Here is a 12,184-nt window from a genome sequence, read left to right as displayed (position 1 = left end):
GGGTTTTGAGTTTTTGTGCTCGGTTGCGCACGCGAATTATTCGTCGGTCTTGGGAGCGGCGATTTTCTTGCGGGCGGCGGGTTTCTTTTTGGCGGCGGGCGCCTCGGCGGCTTCCCCGGTCGCGGTGGTTTCGGGGGCGTCGGCAGCGGGAGCGCCGGCTTCCGTGGTTTCGGCGGTGGCGCCGGAGGCCTCGGCAACGGCCGCGGTGGCGGCGCGGAGATCGGCCTGGCCGCGCGCTGTGCGGCGGCTTTCGCGCTGGGCGAGTCCGCTTTGGACGGCCTCGACGATGGTGTCGACGATGATGCGGATGGATTTCACCGCGTCGTCATTGCCGGGGACGGGAAGGGGGAGGGTGGTGGGGTCGGAGTTGGTGTCAACGAGTCCGACGCAGGGGATGTTGCAGCGGGCGGCTTCGGCGACGGCGATTTTCTCGTGGTTGCCGTCGACGACGAACATGATCGAGGGGAGGTCGAGCATGTCGACGATGCCGGAGAAGTTGCGTTGCATGCGGGACATTTCGCGCTTGATGGCGGCGCTTTCCTTGCCGCCGAGCTTGGCGAGTTCGCCGCTGGTTTCCATTTGCTGATACTTTTTGTATTTGGCGATGGATTTCTTGACGGTGGCGAAATTGGTGAGGGTGCCGCCGAGCCAGCGATCAACGCAGTAGGGCATGTTGGTGGTGGCCGCGGCTTCCTTGATGATTTCCTGCGCCTGGCGCTTGGTGCCGACGAAGAGGATGGTGCCTCCGTTGGCGATGGTGTCCTCGACTGTGGTGTAGGCTTTTTGGAGCAGTTCGTGCGTTTTGCCGAGGTCGATGATGGTGATGCCCTGGCGGTGGTCGTAGACGTAGGGCTTGGAGCGCGGGTTCCAGCGCTTGGTTTGGTGTCCGAAGTGGACGCCTGCATCGAGGAGGTCTTTTGGTGTGACGTTCATGTGATCTATGTATCTTTGGCGACTACACAGGCCGGCCTACGGGCCGCCTTGCGATCGTTTTGGATGTTTTGGTTATTGTTGTGTTGTTGGTTTTTCCAAACCGCGTTGTGCGGAGGAAAGCTGATAAAAACATAGGGCTGCGGCGCGTGTGGCAAGAAAATGTTTGGGTCAGTTTTGGGTTGGAAAACTGATCACGGGCCGGGGTGTGGAACCGGGGCCTGACGCCTTGAATCACGCGACGGGTTAAGCGGTGGCGATGGTTTGCACCTGGCGGGTGGATTCGACGACTTGGTCGACGAGGCCGTAGTCCTTGGCTTCGTGGGCGGTCATGTAATAGTCGCGGTCGGAGTCTTTTTCGACTTGGGCGGCGGTTTTTCCCGTGTGGCGGGCGATGACCTCGTTGAGTGTTGCGCGCCAGCGGATGATTTCACGCGCGGCGATGGCGATGTCGGCCGCCTGGCCGCCCGCGCCTCCGGAGGGCTGGTGGATCATGACGCGGCTGTTGGGGAGCGCGAATCGCTTGCCCTTGGTGCCGGCGGCGAGCAGCACGGTGGCCATGCTCGCGGCCATGCCGATGCAGTAGGTGACGACGTCGCACTGGAGAAAGTTGATCGTGTCGTAGATTGCCATGCCGCCCGTGACAACGCCGCCGGGGGAGTTGATGTAGAGGTGGATGTCTTTCTTGGGGTCTTCCATTTGAAGGAAGAGCAGCTGGGCGATGACGTTGTTTGAAACGACATCGTCGATGGGCGAACCGATAAAAACGATGCGGTCCTTGAGAAGGCGGCTGTAAATATCCCACTGGCGGACTTCGCGGCCTGTGTTTTCAACGACGTAGGGAAGATAGTAGCTCATGAAGGTTTAAGTTTAGAGCGGTAGGGCGAAGCCTCCGGCTGAGCCGAATTCGGAACGGCTCACCCGGAGGGTTCGCCCTACCGGTTTTTGTTCTGGATTAAGATTGTGCCAGAGGCGTCAAGCCTTGGGCGTGACGAGGGAGATTTTGGCCTTGGAGACGACCAGATCAAGCGCCTTGTCGATGATGATTGCCTGCTGGACGGCGCGGAGGCGGCTCTGATCCTTGGTGAGTTCCTTGACGAGTTTGTCAGGGCTCTGGCGGGTCATCATGGCTTCGCGGTAGATGAAGGCGTCGATGTCTTTTTCATCGACCTTGACGTCCTCCTTCTCGGCGATCTTGGCGAGGATGAGGCGGGTCTTGGCGCGGATGAGCGCGGATTTCTGGGCGCTTTCGTAGAGCTCTTTTTTGTTTTTCTCGAGTTCCTCCTCGGGGACGCCGCGGCGCATGTTGTCCTCGACGATGTTGCGGAGAACGCCTTGCGTTTCGTCCTCAAGGAGCGAGGCGGGGACTTCAAACTCGGTTTTGCCGATCAGCGTGTCGGTGATCTGGCGGCGCTGGGACTGGCGGTTTTCGTATTCCTTGCGGCTTTTGAGTCCTTCGCGGACGCGGGTTTTGAGGGCGTCGAGATTTTCGACGTTTTGAGTCTTGAAAAACTCCTCGTCGAGGGCGGGAAGCTCGCGGGTGCGGATTTCCTGCACTTCGATGGCGTAGCTGACGGTCTTGCCGGCGAGGGCGGGCACGCCCTCGAATTGTTCCGGATAGGTGGCGGGCACGGTTTTTTTGTCACCGGGTTTCACGTCGGCGAGGTGTTTGCCGAGGCCGGGGATCACTCCCTCGTGCTCGCCTTCGACTTCCTCCCACGTGGTGGGCGCCTTGGCGTAGATTTGTTTGTCGCCGACAATTTCAGCGAGCGGTTTGTCATCGAGCGTGCCTTCGTAGGAGAGCTTGATGTAGTCGCCTTTTTTGGCGGGGCCCTGGCTGACTTCGAACTTGGCGCTTTCGGAGCGAAGGGCGTTGATGGCGGCGTCAATTTCCTCGTCGGTCGGGTCGGTGGGGGCGATGGCGGTGGGCAGCTCATTGTAGTCGGGCAGCTCGAACTCGGGGCGCACATCGACGGTGACGGTGATGGTGGCGTCGGCGTCGGGCTTGATGTCGCCGGTCTGGATGTCGGTGATGGTGAGGACGTCGAGCTTGGATTCCTTGATGCCGTCGCGGTAGGCCTTGGAGGCGACGCGTTGCTTGAACTCCTCGTCGATTTGTTTGCCAAACTGACGCTGGACCATGGCGGCGGGCGCCTTGCCGGGGCGGAATCCGGGGAGGCGGGCGTGCTTCATGTATTCGGCAAGCACGGCCTTGTGCTCGGCGGCGACTTCGTCTTTTGTGAGCGAAACAGCCATGCTTTTGCGTGTGGTGGAGACGTCTTTGATATCGATATTCACGTTGAGAAAATGGGAGGTGTTGGAAGCGTGTTTGCCTGGATGTTTGAAATTTTGAAACCGAACACGGTGATGATGCGCGCGCGCGCGGTCAATGTTTGATTGCGGTATTGCTTTGGGTTGCGCCCTCGCATCGCAGGCGAATAGTTTTTCCGAATATTTTATGCCGGTTCATCACGCCACGTTCACAATTCACACACGCTCGCAAGGGCTTCACGAAATCACCGGCCAGCTTGAGCGCGAGGTTGCGCGCTCGGGGATTGCGAGCGGCGTTGCGACGGTGTTTTGCCGTCACACGAGCGCGAGTTTGGTGATCATGGAAAACGCGGATCCGTCGGCGCGCGCGGATTTGGAGGCGTGGTTGAACCGCCTCGTGCCGGAACGAGACCCTCATTTCACGCATACGTTTGAGGGTTCCGATGACATGCCGAGTCACATAAAAACGGCGCTCACCCGCACGAGCGAAACCGTGCCGCTCAAGAATGGCCGGCTGTTGCTCGGCACATGGCAGGGCGTGTATTTGTGGGAGCATCGCCGCGAGCCCCACACGCGCGAGGTCCTGTTGACCGTGCTGGGCGAGCAGGCGCTCCAAAACGCTTGAAACACGCGCTGTTTTTCACGGGGAGTGTCATCTAATGGATGACATTGTTTGGGGCGATTTTTCGCATTGGCGGGGTGTTGGAAATTCCGGGGTAAAAAAATCCGGACTTGCCTCATTTTTCGCGCTGGCCGTGTGTTCATTGTAACAAAAAAATCATGCAACGCCTTAAGCCGCTTTTTCCCGAGATCACATCCGCGCAATGGGCGCTCCTTGAGCGCATGGCGTCGCTGCATCGCGAGTGGAACGCGAAGATCAATCTCGTTTCGCGCAAGGACATCGACAACCTCGAGTGGCACCATTACGCGCCGTGCGTCGCCGCGGTGAAGTTTCTGCGGCTCATGAATGGCGCGACCGTGCTTGATGTCGGCACCGGCGGCGGGTTTCCCGGATTGATACTCGCGGCGCTTTATCCGCAGGCGCGGTTCACGCTGGCCGATTCGGTCGGCAAAAAAATCACCGTCGTCGCCGACATCGCGCAGCGTCTCGACCTGCGCAATGTCGAGGCGAGGAACATCCGCGTCGAAACGCTCCGGCGCGAATACGATTTTGTAACGGGGCGCGCGGTCACGTCGCTGCCCGCGTTCATCCAGCTCATTCGCGCGCATGCGCGCCCCGGTGAAAAGAGTTCGCCCGGCAACGGCGTGATTTATTGGAAGGGCGGGGCTCTTGCCGCCGAGGAGGAGGCGCTCGGAATCGCCCCTTCGCGCGTGCTTTCGCTCGCCGAGACGCTTGCCGACGCCGGGGACTATTTTCACGAAAAATACATCGTGCACTATCGCCAGCGGGATCTGGCGCGCGCGAAACCGCCCGTCCCGACGGACGGGGTGCGTTGAGCCTTTCGCCGCAATTTGAGGTGATTTGATTCCGCACTGATTCGGGAGGAAAGACGGGAAGGCCGAAAGCTGGGAGGCGCAATGCATCGTTGTGCGTTGTGCTGCCGGCAGCCGCGCGGAATCGGTAGCCTCATCGCCAGGCTTTATTTGCATTTCGCAGAGCTCGACACCTCCGCCTCCCGTTCAAAATGGCGAGGCGGGGGCATTTTTTTGCCCCAAATCGCAAACCCGCCTTGCATTACGGAACAATTGCCTTTGAAACGTGCGCTTCTTTTTTCACGTTTCTTCACACCGATTTTTCCGTTTCCCGTTCGATGAGCAAACCGTCCTTCCTGATGCGCCTGCTGCCGGCGTCGGGCCTCAAGATTCTAAATCGAGGCCTCGCCGCATGGACGGTGATCGTGTTCATTTTTCTTTACCTGCCGATTCTCATCCTTGTCGTTTTTTCGTTTAACGGCGGGAAAAACAGCAAGGCGTGGGACGGGCTTTCGCTGAAATGGTATGAGGCGCTGTTCAGCAACACGCCCATAATGGAGTCGCTGAAAAACTCCCTCGTCATCGCCGTCGCCACGACCATCGCATCCGTCATCGTCGGGACAACCGGCGCGTGGCTGCTGCATCGCTACAAGTATAAGTTTTCCAAAACCCTCCAGACGCTGATCTGCGTGCCGATGATCATGCCCGAGATCGTCATGGGCATAAGCCTGCTCATCCTGTTCACGGTTGTGCGCATGGAGCTCGGTTTCACGACGGTGACCATCGCGCACATCACGTTCTGTTTTCCCTTTGTGCTCGTGGCCGTGCAAGCGCGGCTGCACGGGCTCGACCCGGCGCTTGAGGAGGCCGCGCTCGATCTTGGCGCGAAACCGCTCCAGGCGTTCTGGCTCGTCATCGTTCCGTGCCTGAAGCCCGCGATTCTTTCCGGCGCGCTCATGGCCTTCACGCTTTCGCTCGACGAGCTGATTGTCACCTTCTTCACGCGCGGCCCCGGCTCGCAAACGCTGCCGATCGTCGTTTACGGCAAGGCGCGCGTCGGCCTCGACCTCACCCTCAACGCCCTCTCCACGGTGTTCGTGATCACGACCGTCGTTTTTGTTTTCTTCTCGGAATACCTGCGCAAGATCAGCACGCGCAAGTAACCCCTCGCCAGCAACAACACCCGCCTCGCAAACCGCTCATCCATTGTCCCAGCCAAAACCATGAAAAAACCAATCCTCATCGCCATGCTCTCCGCCCTGGTTGCCCTTGCAGCCGGGCTCGCGTCCTGTTCGCGCACCACCGAGCCAAACAAGCAGATCAACCTGTTTGCCTGGTCCGAATACATACCCCAGTCGGTGATCGACGAATTCACCAAGGAAACCGGCATCAAGGTCAATTACGAGACCTTCGCCACCGGCGAGGAAATGCTCAACAAGGTTCTGGCCGGCGGCACCAAATACGACATCATCCAGCCCTGCGACTACATCGCCGAGGGCATGATAAGAAACAACCTGCTCCTTCCGCTCGATTACACAAAGCTCCCCAACTTCGAAAACATCATGCCCGAGTTCAAAAGACTCGCCTATGATCCCGGGCAAAAATTCACCGTGCCCTTCATGGTCGGCGGCGTCGGCATCGTCGTGAACACCGAGAAAGTCAAGGAGCAGATCCGCGGCTACAAGGACATCTTCCAGCCGAAATACGCCGGACGCATCGTCGTCCTTGACGACGGACGCGAACTGGTCACCTGCGCCTTCGAGACGCTCGGCATTCCCATCAACAACATCACCAAGGAAAACCTCGAGCGTGCCCGCCCCGTGATTGCTGAGTGGATGAAATACATCAAAATCTACGACTCCGACAGCCCGAAAAACTCCCTCAGCAACGGCGACGTTGACATCGGCGTTGTCTGGAACGGCGAGGCCGCGCGCCTCTGGTTTGAAAACAAAAAATTCCAATACGTCCGTCCCGCGGAGGGAGCGCATTTCTACGTGGACGTGTTCGCCATTCCGCACAATGCGCGCAACACCGAGGCCGCCCACAAGTTCATCGACTACATCATGCGCCCCGAGGTCAGCCGCGAAATCTCAAGGGTCTTCCCCTACACCAATCCGAACGGAGCCGCGCGCAAACTCCTCACCCAGGAGGAGCTCGACAATGTCGCCAGCTATCCAAACATGGCCAACATACAACTCTTCCGCGACATCCCCGGCAGCGGAGAACTCACCGACCAGCTCTACACCGACCTGAAAAACGCCGCCGGACGCTAAAACGTAGGGGCGTCGCAAGCGACGCCCCTACGCGCCACACCAACCCATGCAAGCCGTAACACTTCCCGACAACAACACCGGCCATGCCAAGCGCCCCCGGCTCTTTGGCTGGCTGCTCATTACGCCGATGGTGTTGTGGCTTGTCCTCTTTGTCGTCGCGCCCCTGCTCATCCTGCTCGTTTACAGCTTCTGCCAGCGCGACGACATGGGGCGCATCGTTTACACCTTCACGCTCGACAATTACCAGCGCGCGTTCGACCCCATCTACCTGCGCATCCTCTGGCGCTCGGTGCTCTACGCGGCGATCACCACCGTGCTCTGCATCGCCATCGGCTACCCCGTCGCGTGGTTCATCGCGCGACAGAGCGAAACGATCCGCAACCGCCTCATCATGCTCGTGATGATTCCCTTTTGGACCAGCTTTCTCATCCGCACCTACGCCTGGATTACCATCCTCAACCAAAACGGCCTCCTTAACGGCCTGCTCGAGTCCGCCAGAATAATCCCGCAGCCCCTCGAAATCCTCTACACGCCCTCCGCCGTCATTCTCGGCCTCGTTTACGCCTACCTGCCCTTCATGATTCTGCCGATCTACGGCAGCGCGGAAAAAGTGGACGAGTCGCTCGTCGACGCCGCGCACGACCTCGGTGCCGGCCCCATGCGCGCGTTTTCCGACGTTATCATCCCGCTCACTTGGCCCGGCATCTCCGCCGGCATCCTGCTCGTGTTCGTGCCCGCCATCGGCATGTTTGCCGTCACCGACCTCATGGGCGGCGGGCGCGACATGCTCATCGGCAACGTCATCCAAAACCAATTCGGCAAGGCGCGCAACTGGCCCTTCGGCGCCGCGCTCGGCGTGATCTTCACCGTCCTGTTCGTCGCCGCCTACGCCTTTGTTCAATACCGCGCGTCGAAACGAAACCAGCACCAGTAGCGGCCCGGTTGTTCGCGCGCGCGCGCCGACTGCAAAAAACTTTCCGAACACGCGTAATTTTCATCGCATTTTTTCGCACGATATCCTTTTTCGTTCCTCCATAGATTTTCATTATCGCAACCCACGCATTGAAATGCAGGCAAATCCTCAGCACGAAAACCACGCACAGCCGCCCTACGACCCCGGAACGCTGCGCGCGCCTGAATCCAGCGCCGTATAATGATCCAGATAAACGGAGTCACCAAACGGTTCGGAAACTTCACTGCGGTCAACGACGTGACCCTTGAGGTGCAGACGGGAGAATTCCTCACACTCCTTGGACCCTCCGGCTGCGGGAAAACGACACTCCTCCGAATGCTCTCCGGTTTTGAGCACCCCACTGAAGGCACAATCTTTATCGACGGCGAAGACGTCACCGACCTCGCGCCCTACCGCCGCAACGTCAACCAAGTCTTCCAATCCTACGCGCTCTTCCCGCACATGACCGTGCGCGACAACATCGGCTTCGGGCTGCGCATGAAAAAAGTCGCCGAGGCCGAGGCCCGCCAACGCATCGCCGACGTTGTTAAACTCGTCGCGCTCGAAGGTTTCGAGGACCGCTACCCGCACCAGCTCTCCGGCGGCCAGCGCCAGCGCGTCGCGCTCGCCCGCGCCATTGTTCCCCGTCCGACGGTGCTTCTCCTCGACGAACCCCTCTCTGCGCTCGACGCCAAGCTGCGCGTGCAAATGCAGTTCGAGCTCAAACGCCTCCAAAAGCACCTCGGTATCACTTTCGTTTTTGTCACGCACGACCAGGAGGAGGCGCTTACGATGAGCGACCGCATCGCGGTCTTCAACAAGGGCAAACTCGAGCAACTCGGCACCGCCGACGAAATCTATCACCATCCGAAAACCGCCTTTGTCGCCGACTTCATCGGCGAGGCCAACCTCCTTGAGGCCGAGATGATCTCGCGCAACGGCGTCAACGGACGCGTCCGTGTCGAGGGCGGCCTCGAGCTCACCATCAGCCTCTCGCAATGGCCCGCCGAAATGACGTGCGCCATCGTCACCGTGCGCCCCGAAAAAGTCTTTATTTCGAAACACCCCATCGACGCTGAAAACGTCTTCGAGGCGCACATCACCGAGGAGGTGTTCCAAGGCGCGATCGACCGCCTCGGCATCCAGTGTGTGAACGGCACCACGCAACTCACCGCGCTTGTGGCGAACGAAAGCGCGCTCCAGGAAGCCTTCCACCAAGGCGACCGAGTCTGGTGCGGCCTCCACGCCGACGACCTCGTAGTCGTGCTGCCCGACGATTGAGATAGTCAGGCAATGGAAAATCAAACTGTGGCATGGCGCCCCGTATTTTCACTGTAATTGTTTGAGTGAAGGGAAACTCGATTTTGAAGGCCCCCACACACTCTCTCCCCAATAACGCAACGCGCAAAGCAATAACCTGATCCTCGAAATATCCAGCGCAATCCGGCATGCCGTCACTTGACAGCCACGTCGCGTAGATACACCGTGAGCACATGACAACAACGGCAAAAGTTTTCAAGGCGGGCAATTCGCAGGCCGTGCGTCTGCCGAAGGGCTTCCGCTTCAAAAGCAAGACTGTGCAACTGGTGAAAAACGGATCGACGGTCACGCTTATCGACCCCGCCGATCAGGCGCGCCGCCGCCGTGCGATCGAAAAACTCTATAAAACCCCCCCGGTTCTTCCACCGCTCGAACGTCCCTGATGCCGCTCTACCTGCCCGACACAAACGTGCTCTCGCGCTTTTTGCGCGGACGCGACCTTGCACTAAAGGCCAAAGCTCTAGCGCACATTCAGGATTGTAAACTGTCCGCCATTCCGCTCATGGAGTTGCAATACGGCGTGAATCGCCGCCCCGACATTCCTGCTTTTGCGAAACGATTGGAAACATTACGCGAGGTTTTTGACGATATTGCGCCATTTAACGAGGAAGCCGCGTTTCACGCGGCTCGTGTGCGCGCTTATTTGGAGGCGCTCAAACCCAACGCGCAACCCATCGGACCTTACGACCTGATGCTCGCTGGTCACGCGCTTGCGCTCGGTGCAACCGTGGTTACGCATAATGTCGGCGAGTTTGGTCGCGTGCCCGGTCTCGCAATAGAAGACTGGCAGGGCGAAGACTGAACGGGCGCAAGCTATGCCCGTGTAATGACGGTCGGCAGGGTTGCCGTGAATGTTGTTCCTTTTCCGATTTCGCTTTCGACGGTGATGTCGCCGCCGTGGGCTTTCATGATGGCTTTGCAGATGGCGAGGCCCAGGCCGAGGCCGCCGGTGGCGCGAGCGCGCGAGGCGTCGGCGCGGTGGAATCGCTCAAAGAGGCGCGGAAGTTGCTCCGGCGCGATTCCATCGCCGGTGTCGGAAATGGAGACGCGCGCGTTGTCGTCGAGATGTGTTCGCACAGTGATGGTTCCGCCGGCGGGTGTGTGCTGAATGGCGTTGGTGAGCAGGTTGGTGATGACTTGCGCCAGTCGCGTGGAATCGCCGAGGCAGGGCGCGGGCGCGAGTTGTATTTCGAGGCGCTGGTTTTTCGCATCGGCGAGAGGACGAAGTTGCTTTGCGCAATCACCGGCGAGCTCCGCGAGGTCGCAAGGTTCGCGAGCGAGTGTCTCGGCCCCGGCGTCGAAGCGCGTGAAGTCGAGCAGTGCGTCGATGAGCGTTTTCATCCGCCGCGAGGCGCTCACGCAGTCGGCGAGCGCCTCGCGATACTCGGCGGGGGTTTGCTCGTGCAAAAGCGCGCCTTGCGCATGCGTGAGAATGAGCGAGACCGGCGTGCGAAGTTCGTGCGAGGCGTCGGCGGTGAATTGCTTTTGTCGCGCGAACGCGTCCTCCAGGCGGGCGAAGGTTTCGTTGAGCACGCTGGCGACTTCGCTGAGTTCGTCCTCGGGTGTGGGGACGGGAATGCGGCGCGAGAGGTCGCCGGTGGCGATTTGTTTTGCGGTGCGGCTGACTTGCGCGAGCGGGCGCGTCACGCGCGAGGCGATCCACCAGGCGAGCGCGAGGCCGAGCAACAGCACGCCCGCGCCGATGGCGGCGAGCGAGAGGGCGTCGGCGCGCATCGCGGCGCGTTCGTCCCGAATGCCGCGCCCGACTAAAAAGCAGCGACCCGTGGGCGTGAAATGGACGAGTTCCCGAAACTCGCCCCGCATCCTCAGGATTTTTCCCTTCGCCGTTTGCGCGGGGCGCGGTATTTCGGGTGCGTCGTCGGAGTGCCCTTGCACGCGGCCATTGCCGTGCCACACACGGTAGTAGAACGGCTCGCCGCCTTCGTTGGCGAGGAGTTCGAGCGCGCGGGGCGACAGGCGCGGCTCGCTGACTTCGCGCAGGCGTTGCCCGGTGTCGGGGCGGTAGCCGACGATCAGCAGGTTCAGCCTTTGCTCAAGCTCGCGGTCAACGGCGGCGATTCGCGCCGCGCTGTCGCGCTGCCATGCCACATAGCCGAAGCCGGCGAGCACGAGGAGGAGCAGCAGACCGATGTGGCCCAGCAAACGCACTCGGATGGAATGGCGGCGTTTCATGGTTCGATGCCGATGCCGTAGCCGTGCCCGCGTTTGGTGACGATAAAATCCTGCCCGAGTTTTCGGCGCAGGTTGGACACGCGCACGTCGAGCAGGTTGGAGAGCGTCTCCTCGTTTTCGTCGAAAAGGTGCTCGTAGAGCGTGGTGCGCGTGACGAGTTTGCCGCGGTGCAGCGCGAGGTATTCCAGCAGCGCGTATTCGTTTGGTTGCAGCGTCACGGCCTCGCCGCGCCGCCACGCGCAGCGTTGCGCGGTGTCGATGACGATTTCGCCAAAGTCGATCCGGCTGCTCGCGGTCTCGGCTCCGCGGCGAATGAGCGCGCGCACGCGCGCGAGCAGTTCCGGCAGGTCGAAGGGTTTGGCCACGTAGTCGTCCGCGCCGTTGTCCAGGCCGCGCACGCGGTCCGCGCTGGCGTCGCGCGCGGTGAGCATGAGCACGGGTGTCTTTTTTGTTTTTCGCAATCGCGCCAGCAATTCCCATCCGTCGAACACGGGCAGCATCGCGTCGAGCAGGATCAGGTCGTAGTCGTTTTCTTGCGCCTTGTATAATCCCTCTTGGCCGTCCGCCGCCGTGTCCACGGCGTAGCCCTCGGCGCGCATGATTTTTGCGAGCCTGCGCAGCATGTCGGCTTCGTCTTCGATGATGAGGAGTCGCATGTCGGAAAACGGTTAAAGGGCAGGCGCACGCTGTTTGATTTTTCGCATCCGATCAAGAAAAGGCCGTCGGAAATCGGAGCGGCGGCAATTTTTTCCGAGCGCTCATCTTCCGCAAAGGTTGGCGGCAGTAGGATGCGGGCGAAATCCACCACACG

13 protein-coding genes are annotated in these 12,184 nt (G+C 60.2%); 8 read left to right on the top strand and 5 right to left on the bottom strand.

Annotated elements, in window-relative coordinates; genetic code table 11:
* Positions 1-36 precede the first annotated feature (36 nt).
* The 3 genes from rpsB to tig form a co-directional block, all read right to left on the bottom strand.
* Positions 37-933: a 30S ribosomal protein S2 gene (rpsB, locus tag M2447_RS03835; protein ID WP_277557467.1), complete on the bottom strand. Its 897-nt coding sequence runs from the start codon at positions 931-933 to the stop codon at positions 37-39.
* A 243-nt stretch (positions 934-1,176) separates the two neighbouring features.
* Positions 1,177-1,788 carry an ATP-dependent Clp protease proteolytic subunit gene (locus tag M2447_RS03830; protein WP_277509850.1) on the bottom strand — a complete coding sequence of 204 codons (612 nt, stop codon included), beginning with the start codon at positions 1,786-1,788 and terminating at the stop codon, positions 1,177-1,179.
* 117 nt (positions 1,789-1,905) lie between these two features.
* Positions 1,906-3,228 (bottom strand): trigger factor, encoded by a 1,323-nt coding sequence (gene tig / locus M2447_RS03825; RefSeq protein WP_277557466.1) that lies wholly within the window; start codon positions 3,226-3,228, stop codon positions 1,906-1,908.
* Between the two features lie 160 nt (positions 3,229-3,388).
* Between tig and M2447_RS03820 the strand changes: the two genes are divergently transcribed.
* The 8 genes from M2447_RS03820 to M2447_RS03785 all read left to right on the top strand — a co-directional run bounded on the left by M2447_RS03820 (position 3,389) and on the right by M2447_RS03785 (position 9,982).
* Positions 3,389-3,826 (top strand): secondary thiamine-phosphate synthase enzyme YjbQ, encoded by a 438-nt coding sequence (locus tag M2447_RS03820; RefSeq protein ID WP_277557465.1) that lies wholly within the window; start codon positions 3,389-3,391, stop codon positions 3,824-3,826.
* A gap of 155 nt (positions 3,827-3,981) precedes the next feature.
* Complete coding sequence (locus M2447_RS03815; RefSeq protein ID WP_277509854.1) at positions 3,982-4,659, top strand: RsmG family class I SAM-dependent methyltransferase; 678 nt, start codon at positions 3,982-3,984, stop codon at positions 4,657-4,659.
* A 314-nt stretch (positions 4,660-4,973) separates the two neighbouring features.
* Positions 4,974-5,798, top strand: a complete 825-nt coding sequence (locus M2447_RS03810; protein ID WP_277509856.1) for an ABC transporter permease — start codon at positions 4,974-4,976, stop codon at positions 5,796-5,798.
* A 60-nt stretch (positions 5,799-5,858) separates the two neighbouring features.
* Positions 5,859-6,908, top strand: a complete 1,050-nt coding sequence (locus tag M2447_RS03805; RefSeq protein ID WP_277509857.1) for a spermidine/putrescine ABC transporter substrate-binding protein — start codon at positions 5,859-5,861, stop codon at positions 6,906-6,908.
* Between the two features lie 46 nt (positions 6,909-6,954).
* Positions 6,955-7,842: an ABC transporter permease gene (locus M2447_RS03800; RefSeq protein ID WP_277509858.1), complete on the top strand. Its 888-nt coding sequence runs from the start codon at positions 6,955-6,957 to the stop codon at positions 7,840-7,842.
* 219 nt (positions 7,843-8,061) lie between these two features.
* Positions 8,062-9,141: an ABC transporter ATP-binding protein gene (locus tag M2447_RS03795; RefSeq protein WP_108823882.1), complete on the top strand. Its 1,080-nt coding sequence runs from the start codon at positions 8,062-8,064 to the stop codon at positions 9,139-9,141.
* A 212-nt stretch (positions 9,142-9,353) separates the two neighbouring features.
* Positions 9,354-9,563: an AbrB/MazE/SpoVT family DNA-binding domain-containing protein gene (locus M2447_RS03790; protein WP_277509860.1), complete on the top strand. Its 210-nt coding sequence runs from the start codon at positions 9,354-9,356 to the stop codon at positions 9,561-9,563.
* Complete coding sequence (locus M2447_RS03785; RefSeq protein WP_277557464.1) at positions 9,563-9,982, top strand: type II toxin-antitoxin system VapC family toxin; 420 nt, start codon at positions 9,563-9,565, stop codon at positions 9,980-9,982. The genes M2447_RS03790 and M2447_RS03785 overlap by 1 nt, the downstream gene beginning before the upstream one ends.
* Positions 9,983-9,993: 11 nt before the next feature.
* On the opposite strand, the gene M2447_RS03780 is transcribed toward M2447_RS03785, so the two are convergent.
* Entirely contained in the window at positions 9,994-11,373 is a 1,380-nt protein-coding gene (locus M2447_RS03780; RefSeq protein ID WP_277557463.1) for an ATP-binding protein, read from the bottom strand.
* Positions 11,370-12,029 carry a response regulator transcription factor gene (locus tag M2447_RS03775; protein ID WP_277557462.1) on the bottom strand — a complete coding sequence of 220 codons (660 nt, stop codon included), beginning with the start codon at positions 12,027-12,029 and terminating at the stop codon, positions 11,370-11,372. The genes M2447_RS03780 and M2447_RS03775 overlap by 4 nt, the downstream gene beginning before the upstream one ends.
* Between the last annotated feature and the right edge of the window lie 155 nt (positions 12,030-12,184).

Source organism: Ereboglobus sp. PH5-10, assembly GCF_029504735.1.
Taxonomy (GTDB): Bacteria; Verrucomicrobiota; Verrucomicrobiia; order Opitutales; family Opitutaceae; genus Ereboglobus.
Note: the sequence above shows the minus strand (reverse complement) of the source record. Positions and strands in the feature narration are given on the sequence as shown.

Bases quoted from the DNA above. Each gene is read 5' to 3' on its own strand.
- rpsB (WP_277557467.1), bottom strand. From the start codon at position 933: ATGAACGTCACACCAAAAGACCTCCTCGATGCAGGCGTCCACTTCGGA.
- M2447_RS03830 (WP_277509850.1), bottom strand. From the start codon at position 1,788: ATGAGCTACTATCTTCCCTACGTCGTTGAAAACACAGGCCGCGAAGTC.
- M2447_RS03820 (WP_277557465.1), top strand. From the start codon at position 3,389: ATGCCGGTTCATCACGCCACGTTCACAATTCACACACGCTCGCAAGGG.
- M2447_RS03815 (WP_277509854.1), top strand. From the start codon at position 3,982: ATGCAACGCCTTAAGCCGCTTTTTCCCGAGATCACATCCGCGCAATGG.
- M2447_RS03810 (WP_277509856.1), top strand. From the start codon at position 4,974: ATGAGCAAACCGTCCTTCCTGATGCGCCTGCTGCCGGCGTCGGGCCTC.
- M2447_RS03805 (WP_277509857.1), top strand. From the start codon at position 5,859: ATGAAAAAACCAATCCTCATCGCCATGCTCTCCGCCCTGGTTGCCCTT.
- M2447_RS03800 (WP_277509858.1), top strand. From the start codon at position 6,955: ATGCAAGCCGTAACACTTCCCGACAACAACACCGGCCATGCCAAGCGC.
- M2447_RS03795 (WP_108823882.1), top strand. From the start codon at position 8,062: ATGATCCAGATAAACGGAGTCACCAAACGGTTCGGAAACTTCACTGCG.
- M2447_RS03790 (WP_277509860.1), top strand. From the start codon at position 9,354: ATGACAACAACGGCAAAAGTTTTCAAGGCGGGCAATTCGCAGGCCGTG.
- M2447_RS03785 (WP_277557464.1), top strand. From the start codon at position 9,563: ATGCCGCTCTACCTGCCCGACACAAACGTGCTCTCGCGCTTTTTGCGC.
- M2447_RS03780 (WP_277557463.1), bottom strand. From the start codon at position 11,373: ATGAAACGCCGCCATTCCATCCGAGTGCGTTTGCTGGGCCACATCGGT.
- M2447_RS03775 (WP_277557462.1), bottom strand. From the start codon at position 12,029: ATGCGACTCCTCATCATCGAAGACGAAGCCGACATGCTGCGCAGGCTC.